The sequence below is a fragment of the Tunturibacter gelidoferens genome (assembly GCF_040358255.1).
In the GTDB taxonomy this organism is placed as follows: Bacteria; Acidobacteriota; Terriglobia; order Terriglobales; family Acidobacteriaceae; genus Edaphobacter; species Edaphobacter gelidiferens.
In genome coordinates this window covers 1,706,190-1,727,880 of sequence record NZ_CP132938.1, presented here as the reverse complement: position 1 = coordinate 1,727,880, position 21,691 = coordinate 1,706,190, and the positions used below count along the sequence as shown (strand labels likewise).

The 21,691-nt window shown below is 54.4% G+C and carries 14 protein-coding genes; 5 read left to right on the top strand and 9 right to left on the bottom strand.

The features are described from left to right. Window positions 1–3 precede the first annotated feature (3 nt). The 4 genes from RBB81_RS07875 (at window position 4) to RBB81_RS07860 (ending at window position 4,362) form a co-directional block, all read left to right on the top strand. Window positions 4–822 (top strand): hypothetical protein, encoded by an 819-nt coding sequence (locus tag RBB81_RS07875; RefSeq protein WP_353073293.1) that lies wholly within the window; start codon window positions 4–6, stop codon window positions 820–822. A gap of 53 nt (window positions 823–875) precedes the next feature. Continuing rightward, window positions 876–3,299, top strand: coding sequence for a CHAT domain-containing protein (locus RBB81_RS07870; protein WP_353073292.1), 2,424 nt, complete (start codon window positions 876–878; stop codon window positions 3,297–3,299). 148 nt (window positions 3,300–3,447) lie between these two features. Next, the gene (locus RBB81_RS07865) at window positions 3,448–3,720 is read left to right on the top strand and encodes a hypothetical protein (protein ID WP_179581427.1); all 273 of its coding nucleotides are present in this window, start codon (window positions 3,448–3,450) and stop codon (window positions 3,718–3,720) included. A 255-nt stretch (window positions 3,721–3,975) separates the two neighbouring features. Further along, window positions 3,976–4,362 (top strand): MliC family protein, encoded by a 387-nt coding sequence (locus tag RBB81_RS07860; protein ID WP_221272867.1) that lies wholly within the window; start codon window positions 3,976–3,978, stop codon window positions 4,360–4,362. Window positions 4,363–4,455: 93 nt separating this feature from the next. Here the strand turns inward: RBB81_RS07860 and RBB81_RS07855 are convergent, their stop codons facing one another. After that, on the bottom strand, window positions 4,456–8,433 hold the full coding sequence (locus tag RBB81_RS07855; protein WP_353073291.1) for a hypothetical protein: 3,978 nt from the start codon (window positions 8,431–8,433) through the stop codon (window positions 4,456–4,458). Window positions 8,434–9,142: 709 nt separating this feature from the next. Between RBB81_RS07855 and RBB81_RS07850 the strand changes: the two genes are divergently transcribed. Further along, complete coding sequence (locus RBB81_RS07850; protein WP_353073290.1) at window positions 9,143–10,456, top strand: MFS transporter; 1,314 nt, start codon at window positions 9,143–9,145, stop codon at window positions 10,454–10,456. Between the two features lie 638 nt (window positions 10,457–11,094). Here RBB81_RS07850 and RBB81_RS07845 read toward each other — a convergent pair. The 8 genes from RBB81_RS07845 to RBB81_RS07810 form a co-directional block, all read right to left on the bottom strand. Next, window positions 11,095–11,331: a hypothetical protein gene (locus RBB81_RS07845; protein WP_179581424.1), complete on the bottom strand. Its 237-nt coding sequence runs from the start codon at window positions 11,329–11,331 to the stop codon at window positions 11,095–11,097. Window positions 11,332–11,943: 612 nt separating this feature from the next. Then, complete coding sequence (locus RBB81_RS07840; RefSeq protein WP_353073289.1) at window positions 11,944–12,549, bottom strand: sensor histidine kinase; 606 nt, start codon at window positions 12,547–12,549, stop codon at window positions 11,944–11,946. Next, window positions 12,546–12,821, bottom strand: coding sequence for a hypothetical protein (locus RBB81_RS07835; protein ID WP_353073288.1), 276 nt, complete (start codon window positions 12,819–12,821; stop codon window positions 12,546–12,548). Before RBB81_RS07835 ends, RBB81_RS07840 begins: the two co-directional genes overlap by 4 nt. A gap of 131 nt (window positions 12,822–12,952) precedes the next feature. Next, window positions 12,953–15,184, bottom strand: a complete 2,232-nt coding sequence (locus tag RBB81_RS07830) for a sigma 54-interacting transcriptional regulator (RefSeq protein ID WP_353073287.1) — start codon at window positions 15,182–15,184, stop codon at window positions 12,953–12,955. Next, window positions 15,181–15,630, bottom strand: a complete 450-nt coding sequence (locus RBB81_RS07825; RefSeq protein ID WP_179581420.1) for a response regulator — start codon at window positions 15,628–15,630, stop codon at window positions 15,181–15,183. The genes RBB81_RS07830 and RBB81_RS07825 overlap by 4 nt, the downstream gene beginning before the upstream one ends. A 15-nt stretch (window positions 15,631–15,645) precedes the next feature. Then, entirely contained in the window at window positions 15,646–17,136 is a 1,491-nt protein-coding gene (locus RBB81_RS07820; protein WP_353073286.1) for an ATP-binding protein, read from the bottom strand. A gap of 216 nt (window positions 17,137–17,352) precedes the next feature. Then, window positions 17,353–20,712: a TonB-dependent receptor gene (locus RBB81_RS07815; protein ID WP_353073285.1), complete on the bottom strand. Its 3,360-nt coding sequence runs from the start codon at window positions 20,710–20,712 to the stop codon at window positions 17,353–17,355. A 36-nt stretch (window positions 20,713–20,748) separates the two neighbouring features. After that, a complete protein-coding gene (locus tag RBB81_RS07810; RefSeq protein WP_353073284.1) occupies window positions 20,749–21,645 on the bottom strand; it encodes a bifunctional 5,10-methylenetetrahydrofolate dehydrogenase/5,10-methenyltetrahydrofolate cyclohydrolase in 897 nt (298 codons plus the stop codon). Window positions 21,646–21,691 lie beyond the last annotated feature (46 nt).

The window sequence follows — 21,691 nt, the reverse complement described above, 5'->3', positions numbered from 1 at the left end:
GATATGCGACCCGTTTCAACGAAGACATTCTACTTTCAATCCGACGCGCACTCGCTAGGCGGATTCGTCAAACATCCTTCTCAGAAAATAATCCCGTCGCAGGCACACTCCTTACTGCCCGCCGTCGGCGGCCATGTGACGACATCGACCGGATCGTTTAATCATGATTCGATCGTCTCGTGCCGTGCGGCTTATACTCGTGTTTCGGGTAGAGAACAACAGACGGACGGCCCCTGGTCTATGGTGACCACTTCTGTGGTCGAGGGACTAAACATTCTGGAGGTTTTGACGGCTGAGCGGATTGTGGCCCAGGTCTCTATCGAATACTCCAAAGACGGCAAATACCCTCGAATCTCGTTTGCTGGATCTCGGTTCGACCAGCTTCGAGTAGCTGGGCGCGACGTTGCACCAGTGATGAACGAAAAGTTCATGACTCTACGGGGCGAAGCTGACGAACCACTTTCCCACAAACACTTTCAGCAGGCCAGCCGCGATCAGGGTCGCAAAATAGTCAAGAGCGCTAACGCAAAGAAAGCCGGATGGGTGAGCGACAGATTTGGTTGGATGGATTCGGATCCAAAGCCGGGAGAAGATCGATGTGTTCTGTGTTCCTTGGTGGATGGCGTGGATCAGGCGGTTCCAGGCAGATCTTTCGGCCACGTTATGGAGATTCCGGAGTTCGGAAGGATCTTCCTTGGAGAATTTTTTATCAGTCGCGGGACGGTTTCGTTATCGATGATTCGGGCCGAGCTAGGTTGCAATGTAGAAGGAAACCTGAACATATCTTCGTTGACCACTGGTGGCCGTACTGTTCCGCCATAGTACTGGCCACCGCCTCGCTGTTTGCCATTAGCGGTTTGGGATGCCGTTCCTCGGTGGGCATCGAAGATCCAGCGGCGACGTTCGAGCACATCCGAAGCGACTTTCTGCATGGCAGTCTGGATGTGGCACAAGCGGAAGCGGAGGAGGCACGCGAACGCTTCGCCAGCAGAGATGCAAACTGGTCGATGAAGTTTCGCCTCCTGGAAGGCGAGATTCTCACCTATCAGGGACGCCGAACGGATGTCCTCCACTTACTCGACGATAAGACGGTCTCGTATCCCGACACAGGGGATGCAGCAATCCAAAGGGACTTGCTCTGTGGCTTGGCGCATGCGGGATTGGGCCAATCCCAACAATCAGATCAAGAGTTACGCCAGGCGCGGGTCTTATGCGATTTGAGTAATTCGCATTTAGACGGTGAGGTTTTCAATGCCGAAGCGAGGATACAGCTCAACCGGAATAACCTGACTGCTGCTTCAGACTTGTATAGAAAAAGTTTGCAGGCTGCGCGCGGCCATGCGGATGCTTTCCTCGAAGCCAGCGATCTCTTAAATCTTGGATATGTGGCTTTGCAGATGGAGCATTACGACGAAGCGGTGGCTCTGCTGCAGGAAGCGACTAAATTTGCAAGATCTGTGCAGGCAAGACAGGTAACAGAAGCGGCGATGGGAGATATGGGTGACGCGTTCTATCGGCTTGGAGATTACGAGAAGGCTCTGTCGAATTTCCAGGCCGCTGAAAAAGAAGCCAGGGAGATAGGTACTACAAGCGCACAGGTCGTTTGGTTATGGGAGGCCGGTTCGTCTTATTACAAACTCGGGGATCTCAAGGAGGCGAAGACCTGCTACGAACGAGCGCTAAAGTCCGCAACCGCCATCAATGCTACGGATCAGATCTCTGACATCGAGACACAACTAGCACTCTTGTATTTCCAAGAGGGGCAATTCGATTCCGCGAAGATTCAAAGCGACGAGGCAGTCCGTGCAGCGAATTTATCCGGCGACAAGGGAGCGGAGATTGACGCCAAGTTCGTGCAGGCACTTCTAGCGATACATCAGCCGAACGGGCGAGATGCAGAACGAATGTTGATGGAGGTGTATGAGAGCGCGGAGGGAGCCCCTTATGTGCGATGGCAGATTGAAGACGGCCTCGCAAAATACTTCACCGTCAGACAAAACCAAAAACAAGCTGAGATCTGGTACCGAAGATCTATTCAGACCTTTGAGGATAAGAGAAACGAAGTCACAGATGAAGAACTGAAATTACCTTTCTTTGCGAACGGAAATGATCTTTACAGAGACTACGCTAGTTTTTTAATCGCTTCGCATAGGGAAGACGAAGCCCTGAAGCTTCTCGACCTTGGGAGAGCGCGCACTCTGGCCGAGGGGCTCGGGACGAGAAAGAATTCGCCGACTCTACGTGAGGTGATGAATCCGCAGGCGATCGCGCGTAAGCTCAATGCCGTAATTCTCTTCTACTCGCTTGGATCAGAAAAGTCTTATCTGTGGGCAATCACAGCAACTCATACGAGTCTCTTCTTGCTTCCGAAGGAACAAGAGATCGAATCTCATGTCCAGACCTACCAGAAGGCGATTTTGAGATCGAGCGATGCGCTGCGGGAGGCGAACGTTGACGGTAGATATCTCTATGACACGATCGTCGCTCCAGCAGCGTCTATGATCCCGGATGGGGCGAAGGTATTTATCATTCCTGACGGCGGCCTCAACGGATTGAATTTCGAGACGCTGCTTAAGCCGGGGGTCGGAAAGCTTCATTACTGGATCGAGGATGTGACGCTGACGAACGCGAACTCGATTCGGCTTCTGTCGAAGGTCGATTCTGTCTCTTCTTCAAATGAGGCGGACAATTTACTGTTGATCGGCAATCCAGTCTCTTCGGGCACAGAGTATGAAAGCCTGCGAAACGCTCCGGCTGAAGTGGATGAGATCAAGAGGCATTTTACGGTGGATCGCGAGACAGTGCTCACGCAGGCAGAGGCAGTGCCCTCGGCGTATGGAACGATCGGGCCGGATCGTTTTGAGTACATCCACTTCGTCGCTCACGGGACCGCAAGCCGGCTTAGTCCGCTGGATTCGGCGGTTGTGCTTTCGGCATCAACGGCTCACCCTGAGGACTATAAGTTGTATGCGCGGGAGATCGTCCATCATCCGTTGCATGCCAGACTTGTGACTATCTCGTCCTGCTACGGATCGGGGTTACGCGCTTACGCGGGCGAGGAGTTGGTGGGTTTGTCCTGGGCGTTCTTGCGGGCGGGAGCGCATAACGTAATCGGAGCGTTGTGGGAGGTGAACGACGCTTCGACACCGCAACTCATGGACCGATTGTATGGCGGCCTTGAAAGCGGAAGCAAACCGGACGAGGCGCTTAGAACGGCTAAGTTAGCGATGATGCGTTCTGATGGTGTCACGCGCAAGCCTATGTATTGGGCAGCATTTCAACTCTATGCCGGTTCGTAGAGGCCTTATCTCAATCTTCAAAAGGTTCAAACCAGAGACTTTCTTGATTTAGCTATTTTTCAAATGGTTTCAGCACAATTGAAACGATTTTGGTCCGACCGTCACTACAGGGTGTGCTTGCGCAGACACGTACTTGACAGGAGAACTGATGGCTTCGCTGAAACAGGTAACATCCCAGGCATCGATAAATCAGCTTCGGTTTGAAGAGAAGCTCGACGAAGCTAAACATGCTGTTTGCAGGCTTCCCAGTGAAAGTTATTATGAAGAGCTGCTGTCAGTCATTCATCGTCCCGGCTGGACGAGCGGCGCGGAGCGAATCTACTTCGCTGCAATGATCGATCTGATCGTCGTCTATACCGAGAATCTGATGGATCTGCATCAGCAGTTAATGGCTGCCTCGAGGGCAGTCCAGACGAATTAATCTTAGGTTCCAGCCAAGTCGAGTTGTTCGGGCTGGTGACGCCTGCGAGAGGTGACGGGAGACATCACCTCCGCAGGTTTCTATCTTTTTATCGGTTGAAATCATCTCCGCTGGCTCAAGCGTTTTCTAGAATAGAACTTACAAGGACCAACTCAGGTTGTTATGGAAGACCTATACGAAGTTATCGAGAGCCATCACCTTTGGGAATATGATGTTTGCACTTTCGGGGTTCAATCGCGAACGAAGAGGTAATTTATGAGCGCCTCATTTAATAGGTTTCTGGCCGGTGTGGCTGTTCTCACCTTTTCCGTTTTTGCGAGAGCGACTGACTTGACGATCCACCTAAGTGGGTCGGAACCGATCTCGCGGCATATGATGAAGTACCGCTGTGACGCCCAAGGAAGTAAGATGGGACTGCCTGCGGAAGTTTTTTCGGTTGAATATATTAACGGAGCAGGTAACAGCCTTGCGATCGTTCCTGTCTCTGGGCATTCGCTCATCTTTGCGAATGTAGTTTCGGGTTCTGGCGCGCGGTACGCGGCCGGAGGTTTTATCTGGTGGGATGCGGGAGGCCGAGGGGTTACCTTTTCGTCGGATTCTATCGATGGCAATATAACCTCTGAATGTCATCGTGCCGAATGATCCGCATCACTCGCACAGCTGAACTAGCATTCAAGATTTATGTATCGTGACCTGCAGATTCCGGCCTGCTTTGAAGAAGAACTGCATGGAAAATTACTTAACCACTTGAAGACCAGGTTGAAGGATTCTGAGAAGATTGCCACCTGCGTCTGGGAACTGGTAAGCCAACCACGTGAGAACCGGAGCTGCGCCGAAGGTGACGATTCGGATGTAGAAGTCGAGACCGAGCTTGTTGGGCGCTGTATCCGTGATGCGACTAAGGATGGAATTGCGATGCATTTGGGCGAAGACCCAGACGACACCGGTACCGAGGAAGACAAGCAGGAGAGTGAAACACCAGTCAATCAGTTGATGGGGCTGAAAGGGATACGAGTTCCACGCAACGATGGAGAGCACGAAGGCCGCGCAGGTGAAGAGCATGAGGTAGCGAATATTCACGAGCACAGACCGGATGAGCGCGACGTAGCGGATAACAAGTAGCTCTTCCGCCAGAAGAATTGGAAGGGGATCCTGCGCGGGGGTCTCCGGTTTGGCTCGGTTTGCGCCGAGGTCATCCCCATCGTCTTCGACAAAGCCGACACGTTGGTTATCCCAGTAAGGGATCAACAGATCCGACAAGATTAATTCACAGAAAGCAGCATATCGTTTCTCAATGGCGTAGATGAAGCTAAGATCCTGGCGATGTTCCTCCGGCGGGAGGTCGCAGTCGTTCCGCGGATATTCCATTGGAGGAATGGGCAGACTCTTATCTCTTTTTCGAAACTGAATGTGCTCTCTTAGCTGCTTTAGCTTCAGACTGAGATCATCATGCGCGTTCTTCAAAACGGTCCATTTCGCATCATCGTCGATCGCCTTGCGAAGCTCTTCGTTATTGACTAGCTGGCGGACAGACTCGTTCGAACGCGCCATGTCGCGCCAACGGATGTGGAGGCTGCTCTGGCTAAGCATGGTCATCCACCCAACCTCCTTGAGGCGGCTGAAGGCAGCGCGAATGGGCATTCGCTCCAGTGGCTCGAGGAGGCCGCGACTGAGGGATCCCCACACGAAGATCATGCGCAACCATCCTGTGAGGACGACCATAATGAGTGGAAAGAAGAGCGCGGCAATAAGGAACTCGTAGGGTGTAGGGCCGTAAACAGGATGCAAGAGGAACCGCTCCAGGCTCTGAATACGGCCGCAGAAAACGCAAAGCAGAAACAAGCCAAGGTAGATGATGAAGAAGATCACATTCAGTTTTCTGTGAGGCCAACGAGTGAAGCGGCGCAGGATTTCGCGGGTGATGAGAAGACAACTGATGTTTTCAAAGAGACAGACGTTAGTCGGATTTCTACATGCGCTTAGCTGGCGGTCGGGAACGTAGAGGGGATAGGAGGATTTAAGTGGGACTTGATCGGGAAGCCTGGGGCGGTTCATGGTGGAGAAGCGGAGACGCGCCGTCTGAAAGATTGCCCAAAGGTACCAGCCAAATAGCAGCAAGAGAATGGGAATGACAGGGGAGACACCGCTGCCGGGGTGAAGCGAACGATAACTAAAGAAGAGGCCTACATAAGTGGGAACACCGTTCGCAGCATTGTGCAGACAGATCCGAAGCCAGAACAGTGGAACCACAATGAGCGTGGCAAGTGCGAGCAGGTTGAACAAGAAGTAGAGACCTGTTGGATACTTCGAATTTCTCTGAGGCTCGTATTTGAGATAAGGCCACGTCTTGTAGAGAGTGGCGAGCACGGCCGCGACTGCGACAAGCAGGGTCATAGAGGCGACAACGAGATTGCTTCTTTCCCATCGGTAGACCCGCAGGATGAGAAACATCGGCGAGGCCAGGACGAACGACATGCAGAAGAGTACGGAGGTTCCGATATTGATGTAGACCGATCTGCGACGAGGCTGATCGTTCTGATCGATCGCCAGATCACGGGTGAAGGGCGACCAATACTCTGCTGAAAGCATGATGGCGGCGTGACCGATGCAGAGACCAGTAAGGATGACGCAGAGAATAGACCAAGCCAACGATGGAGCTGCATTCGGAGACGGAAGAGGAAGGAGCTGCATGGAGGATATCTCCCTCTCCGAACACGGTACGGGTTCTGCGCCATGAAAACTCGGTAGAATCCGGGGCCACTCGCTGGCGCATCCATTGACGAGTCCAAGAGGATAGTACCCATCGCTACCGACGGCAGTTGCCCAGAGAGGGGCTTGCATCTTGTCCTCACCGCGTAGATAGCCGGAGAGATTTAACGGCTGGGTCTTCGGGTCCTTCGATCCCTTCCACAAGATGTAACTGGCGGCATTATAGGTAGCTTCAGCCTGCGAGTCCGAGAAGGCGCGGCCCGCATAAAACGGCCTGCTCAACGTCGTTAGATTATAGGGAGAGATTGTAAGGGAACCGATGTAGCGGGCGTTATCTACGTCTCGCTCGACCAGCAGATCGCCGCCGTTGTAGAAGACGATCCTGGCGTCTGGACAGGCGCGATGGAGAAACTGAGCGAGAAAGAGCTCGTCCAGAATGTTTGATGCGGTGATGAGTATATATTCGACACGCGCTCGCTGAAGCTGATGAGCGATGGCCATCAACTGTGCCTCTTGCGATAACGGCGTCTGAGTCGTAGAAAACCGAGGCATGGTGTCATCTGCACTCGAGTCTTTGAGCGTCAGATTCAAATAGGGAGTGGGGATCTCTGAAGAAGAATTCTTTCCAGGCTTCTCGCCCTGGGCATTTCGCAGGAGCGATATCTCTCGCGGAAAGCGAATATAGATTGGATGATAAGGCGCGGCGGATTCATCCGGCATGGCCGGCCGGTATGGCCACCCGGTCGCGTTTAGCCCCCCTGATGTATCTGGCACGCTGGGGCGACTGCTGGCTTCACCAAATACGGTGTCGTCTTCGCTAAGGATAGCGATATGTTGCTCATCGGAATGAGCGCTTCGAAACGAGTCGAGGATTCGATGCTCTTCGGAGACGGTGTCTTCTCCAAAGGAGTAGTACGTGATGAATCTGGTTGAAGACGGCGAATTCAGTTCGGCGTCGGCGATGAGTGTCGAGGTGGTACCCGCTACGATGACGTTGGTTATATCTTTTGGTTTGGCCTGATTTGCACCTTCGAGTCGATCTCTGGTTCCGTTCTTGGTCTTGAGTTTTTCGTGACTCTTTTCTTCACCAGGATTTTTCTCTTCGGCAAATGGAGCATTAACGATCCCTTCGCGAAGAGAGGCGGCGGAACCTGACGAGCCGGGACCAATGACGGCAAGTTGAGAGTCATCGTCGCTCATAGAAAGCTTGGCCCCGTATCGGCTTCGCAGCATGGCTTCGTAACGGAGCGCATTGCGAAGCTGAAGGCCGTTCATGCCCAAGGCGGGAGACTCGCTTACCAGAAAGAGATAGATGACGCGATGGTAGCTAAGCCAGGAGAAACTCTTTTCGTCTCGCTGGGGACTGTATTTGAGAATGATGAGCCCCGGTTGTTGTTCCCGGTAGCGGTCTTCCTCGGTGCTTGTCGCATTGATAGATGATTCATTGACGGCGTCGGCGCCATGCTGAATCTTCCAGGGGAACCAGTAGTTGCTGCTAAGATACCGGCGGTCAGCTGCTGCCTGCATGAATGAATCGATGGTTCTATCAAACTCAAGCGCCAGATGACTGTGAATAGGGTCGGGGACGGACGCAAGGATGACGCGGATCTCTGGCTGGTGGAGATCTTCCGTCGAGGTTGTCGTGGCTGCGTCGATGTGATCGGACGGTAGTTGAGGAATACCCCAGTCATCGTCACCTTCACAGTCAGTCTTCGGGCTGCTCATGGATGCCACGAGCTGAGAAACCGCGCTGGTTTTACTCTCTCTCTGTGCGTTCTTCGGCTGATTTGTCTCCTCCTGACCCAAGGGCTTGATTAAACGCGCGGCGGTCCAGTATTTACAGGAGGCACGCCAAGGACCCTCTCCCGTTACAGGTCCGAGTGTCGCTTCAGTAGTAGTGGGCGGCTTTGCAATCGCAGATGCATTGGGAAAGGTGACTCCGGCGTAGACCATCGCACCAGCAAGTACGGCTGTGCCGACGATGACGCTTCGTCCTTTGTTCATGTTGCCCTTCCCTGGATTCACTCTCGTTGAATGGTAGGACCCGAGACCCAACTATTTGGGCACGATACCAGTCAGCCAATTTCGTGGACGGGCCAAGGTAATGGAATAAAGAGGGTCTTCGCAATTGGGGCAAATGAATCGATCTAACAAAGAGTCGGTTCTTGACTGGGCACCGAAAGCAGACAGACACCTAAAGTTCGCCGGCCCCGGTAGTGCTCGCATTTCCTTTCGGCTGCGCCGCATGGATCTACGGAGCGCTCGTTCTTCTTGTTTCAAGATTTTAGCCCCCTTCCGACGATCACTGCGTCAGGATCTTTGTTGCAAATATTCCAGGCGTCACCGTTGACCGCTTCTGACGAATCGGTCGTTCTTCCCTCTGGACCGACTCCGACCATTCAGAAAGCTATCTAAGCCCTTCCGAGTAGTTGGTTTCATTGCGGGAATAGTGAAGGCAGAGAGATAGGCGTTTCTTCTGTGAGCCACAGGAGATGCCCTGATGAGAGACTCAACCTTCCAATGGAAGACTCTTGGTTTTAATGACGAGAGAAATCTTGCCGACTGAAATAGACCTGCATTCAACACGAACCACGACGCGATAGTATTCCTGCAAGGGATCAAAAACGCTGTTCGAGGTGGTCGAAGGTTTGTCTGTTCTCTAGACACTGACGATCATCCATCGCCTAGCTTCGCCGGAAGAGAGACCGCCTTTATGCATTTTGAAGAGACCGAAGCAGCTGCAGCAACTTCTGAAGCTGGAGCTCCAGGATGGAGATTTGCCGTGGCAGCCGGCATCCTGGGATGGATTCTCGACGCATTCGATTTTTTCGTCGTCGTCTTTCTCATATCGGAGCTGATGGGCAAATTTCACGTGGGGAAGGCCGCGATTGTGTGGAGCATGACACTTACGCTGGCCATGCGGCCGATTGGAGCGCTCTTCTTTGGAGCCCTGGCCGACAGGTGTGGCCGCAAGAAGCCTCTGATCGCATGCGTTCTGTACTTCTCGACCGTGACGGTTCTGAGCGGGCTTGCACCAACCTACTGGATCTTTCTGGCGATGAGGCTGTTGTATGGTCTCGGGATGGGCGGGTATTGGGGCATTGGTGCTTCCTATGCGATGGAGAGCGCACCTCGGCACAGACGCGGCGTTCTCTCTGGCCTGATGCAGGGCGGTTATCCTTTTGGATATCTGATGGCGGCGATCGGAATGCAGACGATCGCGCCGGCGTTCGGCTGGCAGACGATGTTCTTCGTTGGCGTCGGGGTCACCCTAGTCATTGTGGCGCTGGCTGCGGTAGCGCCTGAATCGGCCGCTTGGCGGATGCATCGAACGCCGTCCCTTGGAAATATCTTCGGAACGCTATTCCAACACCTCGGTGTTTTTGGATACCTTTTGCTGCTGATGGCGGCGATCACATGCCTCTCCCACGGCACTCAGGATCTTTATCCCGACTTCCTGAAGACGTTGCTGTGGATGAATGGTGCGACCGTGCTGGGGATGAAAGCTACGCTTGGAATTCCTGTGATTTACAACGTTGGGGCGATCATTGGAGCGGTTGCGGTGGGCGCGATGTCGGAACGAATTGGACGGCGATATGCCGTGATGGCTGCGCTTGGGGTGTGTCTGCTGGCGATGCCGATGTGGGCGTTCGGCGGGTCGGTGCTGGCGATTGTCGTTGGCTCGTACCTTATGCAGAGCGGCGTGCAGGGGGCGTTTGGCGTGATTCCGGCGCATTTGAATGAGCTGGCGCCGGATGCGATTCGCGGGCTATTTCCTGGGTTTGTGTATCAACTAGGCGTCCTGTTTGCTTCGCCGGTGTTGCCGCTGCAGAACCTGCTACGGAGCAGATTTGGCTATCCGTGGGCGCTATGTTCTTTCGAGACGCTGGTGATCGTTTCGCTGCTTCTGATCTTCTGGTTTGGTCCGGAGAAGCGAGGCAGAAGCTTCGTAACGGGCCATCTGATGGGCACGGCCGACAATTTACCCTCGAACGCGACCAGCTCGGCTACCGCTGCTTTGAGATAAATTTTTCAAAGGGCAATAAGTGTGTTTTTGGGGCGATTTTGGGGGAAATGGGTTTTAGAACGTGGTGTTTTGATGGTCATCTCGTGGTGGATTGCGTGGTAAAGATGGTCATTTGACTGACACTTTTCAGGCTCTGAAAAATACGCCACCGATTCAGCATTTATTTTTTAGCTTTCCCCTTATGGGAATCGTCGGAAAAACGAGTCTCTGCCGGAATGTTGATAGTAGCTCCATCCCCGCGGTTGACTTCGTTGCGTCGGTATTTTACGGACTTACCTAGTGAGCGAGAACCTTCAGGCTTCCGATTCAGGCAGGCTGCTGCAGGAGGGAGGTCCGCTTCGCTGTGAAGTAAGGACTGCAGACGTGGCGTAGTTCGGCGTCGGACCGGTCAGCTTCTTGTTCTTGTTTTGCGGCGACTGTCGCTAAGCAATTCAAACAAATCGAATCAGATGATCCATCCATCTTTGGACGATGGGGATGTGTAGCAGAGGCTTGATCAGCCATGACGATCTCCCTTACAAGAAGGTTTAGGTTGTTCTGTTGTCAGATGAGTAAACTCTCGGAGGAGTTGCCCGGCCCGCTTGGAACTCAAGGCCCAAGTCGACTTGCAGCTGTTCTTCAGCTACGGTGATGTTGTTTTAACGGTCTTTTGAAGTTGAATGGGACTTTTGGGTCTCCGCCTTTAGCTGATCGTTTATGGTTGCAAGGCGTTCGTTGATAACGGCGATTGATTCTGCCCAGGTCTTGAAGGTATCTGTGGTGTAACCAGCATCGAAGGTTCGGGGGTGCGGCTCTTTCGCGGAGTGTCTTCGCTTGGCCTCTTCGAGCCTTTGCTGAAAATACGCAAGCCGTTGTTTGAGATCTTCTTCGCTCATGCCAGCACTTAGTATATTCGATGCCGATCCACAGGGTTGGCGGCGGTATATTAAGCGGCCATCCAGTGGAATAGAGCGAAATGCGGGGTCTCTCCACTGCGCGACGGACGATGAGACGTTCCGTCGCTTCGGTCGAGATGACGATTTTTAGGTGTTATGGAGTTGGTTCGGTTGAAATGACGATTCTGGGGTGTTTGCTTATGAAAGGCGCTAAGCAGGCTGGTTGCAGAGCATCACTCGGCCCACGCGACCCCTGCGAGAGAGTGGTGTGCCGGAGTAGGTCGATGCTCTTAGAGATGTTAGCTCGTTTGACCGAAAACTTTGTGTCTACCGCAATAAGTTTGATCGGCCCATTTCCTTCGCGCGGTTGAAGCGTTCGTCTACCTAGGAATTCAATCTTTCGGTGCAGGATTGCTCGCGCAGAACCTCGGTTTTCTGAAGACATTGTTGCTGCAAACGACTTCGCAGGAAAGCCGATTTAGGTTTGGGGGAAGATAGCTCGATTGGGGTGCAACGAGAGGCCCGAAGACGACAAAGGGCGAAGAGCCGATGGAGAAGTTATCTCAGAAAAGAATGCACAAAGAAAACTGTTCCTGAGTTTTACGAGTTCGATCAGGCCCAGGTGATGGCGACGAAGCGGTTCGGGATGCAGATCTCGACCTCTGTCCCGGCTCCGGATCGACTCCATATGCTGAGTTGTGCGCCGATCCTTCTTGCCCGCTCACGCATTCCCGACACGCCCCAGTGGGTGTCTGTTCCCGAGCGCACGTCGGGTCGAGCCATTCCGCGTCCGTTGTCGCGGACGATGAGGCGCAATCCGCGGGTCGAGTACTCTACCTCGGCCTCTATGAGTGTCGCTTGAGAGTGCTGCAACGCGTTGGCCAGCGCCTCTCGTCCAATCAACGTGAGCTCCTCGAGGATCGTTGGCTCCAGTAACTGCGGCTTTCCGGTGACCCAGATCTGACAGCGTGCTCCGGCGGTTGAGAAATTCTCGAGAAATCCGGAGAGAGACTGTTCGATAGTTGGAGAGGTGCACCCTGGAGCGCGGAGTTTCGGCAAGATGGTGAGGCCGTCGTCAAAAACGCGACGAGCCCGGCGCAGAACTCCACCAAACGAGCGCTCGGATGGGCCGGCGGAGACCTTTCCCAAGAGCGGGCCGAGATCTCGGGAAGAGACGGCTTCGATGGTGCTTATGGTTTGCTCAATGCTTTGATTCATTGCTTATACCCCCTGCCTGTTTCAATCCACTCACGGACGTACGATGGGCAATTCTTGAGCATGATTCCCTGAGCCTCGCAGGTGGCTAGAAACCGGATTGCTTCCCGGTCTACCAGCCTCACATCGACGAGATCAAGCGTTATGGCGGTTGATTTGGCTTGAGTCTCGACTTCCAGGAGTTTCTGTAACTCCGGTAGATGCTCCTCCTGGATTCGGCCACTGAAGGCGAAGGTCACAAGTCCCTTGTCCTCGGATCTTCGAATCTTGAACATTTGAGCGATTTATCTGCAACTGCATGACCGTTTGTAAGTTGCTGATACTAAATGGATCTGGGAGTATCCCAGTTTCACGAATTTCGTGAATTAGCGAATTTCGTGAATTAGCGGGAAAGGATTCGGGACACTTAGTTCGTTGTGAAGCGGTGTTTGTTTATGTTGAGCGTCTTGATCTTGGAGTCGAGGGTTGAGGGAGGAATTCCAAGCCTGGCTGCGGCACCCGACGGGCCGGAGACTCGACCGTGCGCCTCGGCAAGCGCGGCTTCGATTGCGCGCTTCTCCTGGGAGGGAGGGATTTTGAGAAGGGTTGGGCCGGCTCGATCCGGTTGATCGACTTCTCCGGAGAGCCAGCTTCCATCCACAGTGAAGGTCTCGGATTCGCCGAGAATCACGGATCGTTCGACTACATTTTGAAGCTCGCGAATATTGCCGGGCCAGGCGTACTGCCGAAGCCGGTCGAGCGTCGACTTCTCGATACTACGAATCTTCTTTCCTGTTTTAGCCGAGTAGCGATCGATGAAGTATTCGACCAGGAGAGGGATGTCTTCTCGGCGCTGTCGAAGAGATGGCATCTCGATGGGAAATACGTTGAAGCGATAGTAGAGATCGCCGCGGAATGTACCAGCGTCAATCAACCCCTGAAGGTCGCGATTGGTCGCGGCGATGACGCGAACGTTCGCACGAATCACCTTGGAGCCACCGACGCGCTCAAACTCGCGCTCCTGCAGAACACGCAGCAGGGCGATCTGCGTCTCGGGCGGGAGCTCTCCGATCTCGTCGAGGAAGAGCGTGCCTCCTTCGGCTAACTCGAAGCGGCCGAGACGGCGTTGCATGGCGCCAGTGAACGCGCCCTTTTCGTGCCCGAAGAGCTCGGAGGAGATGAGTGAGGCAGGGATGGCGGCGCAGTTGACGCTGACGAAGGCGCGAGCGGAGCGCTGGGAGCGCTTGTGAATCGCGCGTGCGATCAACTCCTTGCCGGTTCCTGTTTCACCGGTGATCAAGACGGTTGAATCAGCGGGGGCGACTTTGGTGACGCGGGCGAGCACGGCGCGCAGAGCGGGCGACTCGCCAACGATCTCCTCAAACATGGAGGTCTGAACGATCTCTTCGCGGAGGGCGATGTTCTCTTTGTAGAGCTGGTCCTTGAGGGTTTGTATCTCTTGAAAGGCCGTCTCCAGCGCTGCTCTCGCGTTGTGCTGTTCGGTCACGTCCATTGCGGTGCCGATGTATTCGGAGAAGTTGCCGGAGTTGTCGAAGACAGGATGGCCGACGGAGTGGACGTACCTGGTTTCTCCATTGGGAAGAACGACCCGGTACTCGAGGTCGAGATCGGGCTGTTGATGAGTGATTGCGCTTTCGAAGGCGTTGCTGTAATTTTCGTGGTCGTCTGGATGGATGCGCTGAAAGAACTTGCCGTGCGGGGGAACACCTTCTTTTGGATCAAAGCCCAACAACCGAAAGTTCTCTTGCGACCAGTGAATACCGCGTCTTGTGGCTACGTCGTAGGCCCAGCTGCCAGTGCGGGTTAATCTCTGCGCGTCGGCTAAGTAACCTTCACTCCGTCGCAGGGCTTCCTGTGCCCGCTTGGCTTCGGTGACGTCGGTGACGGCCCCAACGATTTGCAGATCTTCCGGTTCGTCGCCTCTGATGACACGCGCGACTACACGAACGTGCTTTATGGAGCCGTCGTCCGAGATCAGTCGATGCTCGATGTCGAAGTCGCCCGTCTCAGAGGCATGTTCGAAGACGTGTTGAAGACGTTCGCGGTCCTCGGGGTGGGTTCGCTCGACGACCAGCTCGACCGAGGGCGTTGTCCCCGGTTCGCATTCAAAGACACGGTATGTCTCGGCGGACCAAAAGACTTCCCTGGTGCGGATGTTCCATCCGAAGCTGCCTGTGCGGCTCAGGCGCTGGGCCTCGGCCAAAAATGTCTCGCTGCGACTAAGCGCTTTCTCGGTCCGCTTGCGTTCGGCTCTCCCGTCGGCTTCGCGGAGGGCGCGAAGGACGGACGGCGCCAGCCTCGACAGTCTGGTCTTGAGAACATAGTCTGTGGCACCGATCTTCAGCGCTTCAATGGCTACCTCTTCCCCGAGCGTTCCGGAGACAAACAAGAATGGCACCTCGGGGCTGATGCTCGTCGCGAGCTTCAGGGCTGAGAGACCGTCAAACGAGGGAAGCTTATAGTCCGCGAGAATGAGATCAATCCCGCCTTGTTCCAGCGAGGCGCTGAATGCAGCCTGAGTGTCGACCCGTGTAACTACACAGTCTATGCCTTCGGTCTCGAGGGAGGCCTGAATCAGTTCGGTGTCGTTAGGATCGTCCTCAAGGGAGAGGATCCGCAGACGGTGGCTCGTGCTCACTTATTCACGCTCGCTGGCGGAGGAACATTAATGACAGCCCAGAAGGCGCCGAGTTCCTTGATGGCGTTGACGAACTGATGAAAATCGACCGGCTTTACGACGTAGGCGTTCACTCCTAGTTTGTAACTTGTCACCAGATCCTTTTCCTCCTTGGAGGAGGTGAGCACGACGACAGGAATAAACTTCAAATTCTCGTCAGATTTGATCTGCTTCAACACCTCTAATCCATCGACCTTGGGCAGCTTCAGATCCAGCAGGATGACGGCGGGGTTATCGCAGGAACGTGTTGTGAATTTGCCGCGGCAATAGAGGTAGTCCAGGGCTTCTTCGCCGTCTCGAGCGACGACGACCTCATTTGCGAGGTTGTAGTCTTCGAGTGCCGTCAAAGTGAGTTCGACGTCCTTAGAGTCGTCCTCCACCATCAAGATACGTCCCAGTCTTTCCATGGCTTCATCCTGACTTTAGATTCTAGGAACTGAAAAATAGAAGGTCGCGCCTTGATCGACTATCCCCTCCGCCCGGACTTTGCCTCCATGGCGATGAATGATGCGCTGAACGGTAGCGAGTCCTATGCCAGTTCCTTCAAACGCGTCGGCATGATGCAGACGTTGAAACACTCCGAACAGTTTGTCTACATATTTCATATCAAAACCCGCACCATTGTCTTTTACGAATACCACTACCTCATCTCTGTTTCCATCGACACATCCGATCTCGATCTCCGGCTTCGCTTGAGGGCGTGTGAACTTTACCGCATTCGAAAGGAGGTTGACGAGAACAAGCCTGAGCATGGAACGGTCTCCATAACAAACTGGAAGTGTGTCGATTCTCCAGACGATGTTACGACCATTGGTCTCCGGCCGTATCTCGATGAGAGCTTCCTTCACCAATTGCTCCAGATTTACCTGGTTTTTCTGCGTTTCGACGCGTCCTATTCGCGAAAACGCCAACAGATCGTCGATAAGATTGCCCATTTGCTTTGCGGCCTCCAGAATCATCCGCATGTACCGCAGCCCCTTCTCGTCCAACGCGGCAGATGAGTTTTTCTGGAGCAACTCCGCATATCCGGCCATATGGCGGAGAGGTGCGCGTAGATCGTGTGAGACAGAGTAGGCAAAGGCCTCCAGTTCCCTATTGCTGGCTTCGAGATCGGTCGACCTTTTTTCGAGTTCGGTATTGAGGGTACGAATCTCTTCTTCTCGGCGTTTACGGTCTGTGATGTCGTTATTCGTTTCCAGAATGGCGACAGGAAGGTTGTTCCCGTCGCGCCGCAACGACCATCGGCTTGCCACCACTACCTCAGTTCCGTCGGACTTTGCATGCCTGAGTTCGCCCTCCCAGCGCCCGGTTTCTAATAGCTCCGCGCCGATGTCGTCGCTTGGTGTGCTGAAGACGGTGTGCAGCAGATCGTTTGAACGTTTCCCTATCGCCTCGTATGGCGCCCAACCGTATAACTCCTCGGCTCCTCTGTTCCAGTAGGTGATGACATCGCTCATGTCGCGGACGAAGATCGTGTCATGAGTGAGATTCAGCAGGCTCGCCTGTTGGGTTCGCTCGATTACTTCCGCCTGAAGTTTGTCGCGAGTCTGAAGGAGCTGACTCTCGATTCGATGTCTTACGGCACTGAAACGGATGATCAACACGGCGAAGGAGATCAGTACCAATATCGCCGGGATGTCCGCGGGCGTTATGGAAAAAACATAAAGAGGCGGAGCGAAGAAGTAATCGAAACACAGGCTCGAGAGGATGATCGATAGCACTGCGGGTCCGACTCCGGCGTGCCATGCTGTGAGAGCGATCGCAAAGAGCAAGAGCGGCAACTCTACGTCGCGAAACTTATAGTGTTGCAGCAGAAGCCCTGGCAGGAGGGCAAGAAGAACAGCGACGACCGCGAAGCCGTAGCGTTGGATGATCGGCAGGATTTTATGCGAATGAGCTTGCCCTTGCGCCATCAGCTCGCCTCACCTCTGTTGTTGGCGAAATCGTCGCACAAGTATAACCCTCATAATTTCGGCTGCGGCTCCAACGGTCAGCTGAATTCGTGCTCCTCCGAAAGGAAAGGCTCGGGGTTTAGCCATGCAGGCTCTCTCCTATTCCTTTCATCGCCGCATGAACGTTAGGTGCAAAAGGACAGAGACGTCCTATCCTGCTCCCTCAAATGGAGCGACTCAGAAGAGCACCTTAACTGAGAATTGAATCTGCCGGGAGGTTCCCGCGGTTTTGCTGATGACACCGAATCCCGAGCCTTTGATTGTGTTGGCTGGCAAGCCCATATCCACAATGTTGAACAGGTTGAAAAATTCTGACCGGAACTGCACATCAAATAGTTCACTACCGCCCGCGCGTCTCCCCACAGGGGTGTCTTTGATAAGCGAGAAGTCAAAGTCGTAATACGCCGGTCCGCGAAAGGTGTTTCTGCCGAGAGATCCAAAAAAACCTTGATTCGGCCCCGTACCACCGGGCGCGTTGATTGGGATTGAGAAGAAGTTGGCGTTGTTCGCTCCCTGCCCGAAGTAGTCTTCGCGAACCTTTCTTGCGGTGGAGAGATTCGGCTTTGCGATCTGGTTCGGTCGATCCACTCCGTTGGAACCGGCTCCCGTCTGCTGTACACCGGAGTAGACCGTAAACGGCTGGCCACTGCTGATGGTGGAGATACTCAGCAGCTCCCACCCGGCGGTGACTTTTCGGTTGATCGGCTGCAGAAACTGCACTTTCTCCAACTGCAGATCCTGAGCAAGACTCATGGTGAATCCATGGGTGACGTCGAAGCTGGACGGCCCCTTTTCCGCGTGGATATCAAAAGGATTCTGCGGGTACGGGATGGATACTGCGCCGGTGGTGTTTCCGTTCGCTCCGACTCCACTCGTGTCATCAATGGACTTCGACCATGTGTAGCTTACCTGGATGCTGGGGCCATTTTGAACGACCGTACCTGCAAGCGAAGTTTGCAGCGAGTGGTAGCTGGAATGAGCATTATTTGTAATCAGCTGTTCTGTGCCGAAGCCGCCGACCGCGTTACCGGAGCTGTCAAACTGCGTGAAAGGCGCGAATCCAGGACTGGCGCCGGAGTAGCTGTTGGGGAAGCTGATGCGCGGCAGCTTGACCGAGGCGGTGCCAACATACGCGGCGTCAGCAGTGAGCTTTCCGAACTGACGTTCTGCGCCAAGTGTCCACGTTTGTAGGTAGCCATTGCCAAAGCGACGGTCGATTCCTGTCAGGTTCAAAGGCGTGAACTGAGCGCCGGGCGAGAGCGCTGCGAGATCTCTCTGGTAGCGCTCCACGTCGAGAACGGTGTTCGATGGGACATTTTTGGGGTTGCCGCTCGCGAAGACGTTTTGCCCGGCAGGAGTGTAGAAGGTAGGCAGCTGCGCCGAGGTGATCTGGAAGCCGTATAGGATTGGCGCTCCTACGGCAGCGGTAACGTGGGGATAGATCACGAAGGGAACGGCGCCGGTAAGGAAATTGTCTTGCCAGATATTGGGCGGAATCGTTGTAATGCCGCCGCCTGCGTGAAGGTGAAGGGTGTTTGTAACCTTCCAGTCAACTTGAACACGAGGAGCAATACCGCCCCAGTCGAACCGATATCCGGGCTGCGGATTGTCAAGGTATTCCTGTTGCGACCCGTTCATGAGGAAGCCCGAGGTGCGATGCGCGCGCTCGGTGATCGGAGAGTAGATCTCGTAGCGAAGTCCGTAGTCGAGGACAATCCGGTCTGAGATTTTGAAGGTGTCCTGAGCATAGATCGCTCCGCCGGTACGCGAGATTGCTGCAGGGCCGATGTGACTCCCGCCCGAGACGTACGGTGGCGCGACGGCTGTGGTGTAGACGAAAGCGCTTCCGGTGAGGAGCGCGCTCAGAGTATCTGGTAGGGGGTCGCCGACGCGGATGTTATGAGCACCGCTCTGCGAGGTGATGTTTACAGGGGAGTAGGCGGTTCCTCCGCCGAAGTCGTACTCGCCATTTGGACTGATGCCGAAGTAAGTCGTATCGCGATTGGCCCGGAACTCTCCACCAGCCTTGATGAGGTGGCGCCCGATGTTGATTACGAAGTTCTGCCGTGCCACAAAGAGGTTACCGTAGGCGGACATCACCGAGCCGCCAGCCGAGTTGAATGCTTCGAAGAGGCCGTCGTTGAACTTCACCGCAGGATCGACGTGGTTGGGCGTTGGGAACTGGGGAGTCGTTCGAGTTGCGCTGATGGAACTCTCGAAGGAGAAGCGCGGGGAGACTGTCTGGTTGTAGGTAACGACTCCATTGCGCTGGTGATCGACGTAGACAACACCGAAGCTGGGATCGATGGTTGTCTGGTCGGGGTTCGTGGTGGGACCGAAGAGATTGTTGAAGTTGAATCTTGCGGTGAGGTGTTTGTTAGGCGAGAGTACCTGGTCGATGCGCACGGAGAACTGGTTCGCGTTTGTGACTACCTTCGAGGACACGGCATAAGTGTTAGCACCGTAGGAGCCTGTCGGGTTATTTGGCAGCGGATAGCGAGAGAGGATCTTCGCTATCGCAGGTGTGGGCGTGATCACCAGCGTATCGCCCGGAAAGGCGGTGGTGTCGATGCCCTGGCGCTCTGAAGCAGTAGGAACCGGAAGGACCTGCGTCGTTCCCAGTACCTGGCGGAAACCTTGATATTGGCCGAAGTAGAAGGTCTTTCCGCTTCCATCGTAGAGATGGGGCAGGATGACAGGGCCGCCGTTTGTGAAGCCGAACTCGTTGCGCCGGAAGGGTGGGATTCGGCCGGGCTCGGCGATCGAGGGATGATCGAAGTAGTTGCGCGCATCGAGCGCAGAGTTGCGCAGGAACTCGAAGATGGAACCGTGAAAGCCACCGCTTCCGGAGCGTGTCGTGATGTTCGTGAAGCCGGCGGCACCGCGGCCGATCTCGGCGGGCATCCAGCCTGAGGTAGATTGGATCTCCTGGACGGCATCGACGTTGAAGTTACTGAAAGTTGCGCCACCCATCTCCGGGTCGCTGGTGTCTGCGCCGTCCATGGCGAAGACTGCCTCGACGCCGCGCTGTCCGTTGATGGCGAACTGCTGGGTGAAGTTCGTCTGGCCGTTGGCGTCGGTCATGGTTCCAGCCGCGAGCAGGAGTAGCTGGCTAAAGTCGCGTTTGTTCAATGGAATTGCACTGACGGTTTGACTTGAGAGCTTCTCTCCGCCAGTCTTAGCGGCTTCCTCTGAACGAAGTGCAACCGCGACGGTGCCATCTGCGGAGAGGGTCACAACGGCTGGAAGTGAGTCCGCTTTGAGTCTGAAAGACACGATAGAGTGGTGAACGACTCCGCCAACCGTCACATCGAGCTGATAGTCGCCGGGAGTTAGATTGGGAAACTCAAAACCGCCGTCTGTCGAGGTATTGGACTTGAATTCGCCTTGCTTAGAGACGAGGCGGATGGTTGCGTCCTTTATCGACGCACCGGTTTGGTTCTGTAGCGTCCCTCCCCAAGATCGAGTAGCCAGTTCCTGAGCGCAGAGCAAGGAAGATACGAACAACACGAAGAGAGCAGCCTGAATGGAACGCATGAGACGCCATTATATTGTGACGCACATAGGATTGGCCTAGAGTTGGTATCCGCGCACATCTTCTCCAACGCAAAACTTCGTAGCCCTAATTACGTTTTCCATCAGACATGCGACGGTAACGGGTCCGACTCCCCTGGGTACAGGCGTCAAGAAAGCTGCCACCTGTTTGACCTCATTGAAATCGACGTCACCGATCAGATTGCCGTTCTTGTCGACTCGAGTGCCAACGTCGATCACTGTGGATCCGCTGCGAAGAACATCTGCTTTCAACTGATATCGAGCGCTGCCGACACAGGTAATGACTATATCCGCCGCTCTCGTCAGGTCGTCATGCGTCTCCTTCGGTGTAAAGCGGTGGCACCAGGAGACCGTTGCGTTTCCCATGCGGCCGCCCAACATGTGGTGAATCGGCTTGCCGGTGATGTCATTCCTGCCCACGACTACGACCCGCTTTCCTGCAGTTTCGACACCGTAGAACTTTAGTATTCGACTTACGGCCAGAGCCGTAGAGGGTAGGAACGTCAGGCGTTCCAGTTGGCCTCGATAGAGTTCTGCCGTCGAATGGCGAGAGACACCATCGACGTCTTTGAATTGATGTATCCGGTCGAAGATATCGAATTTACCTCTTGCGGAACCGGCGGCATTTTCGATGTGAGTTGGAAGCGGTAATCCGATCATGATTCCATGAACGGACTTGTCCTCACTCAAGGCACTCACCAGGTCTTCTACCTCGGCCGCACTGACGGATGACTCAAAGGTGTGGGGCCGCACTTGGATGCCGATCTTGGAGAAGCTCTTTATTTTGTTTTGCAAATAGACTTCGGAGGAAGCATCTGTTCCGACCTGTATGACCCTCAATTGAGGGACAACGTCGTAGGTTTCTTTCAGATAGGCAACATCTGCTACTACTTTTGTTACGATGGCATCCGCCACCGGTTTACCGATCATTGGAGTTGCTGTCATATGTATTGTCCTTAGA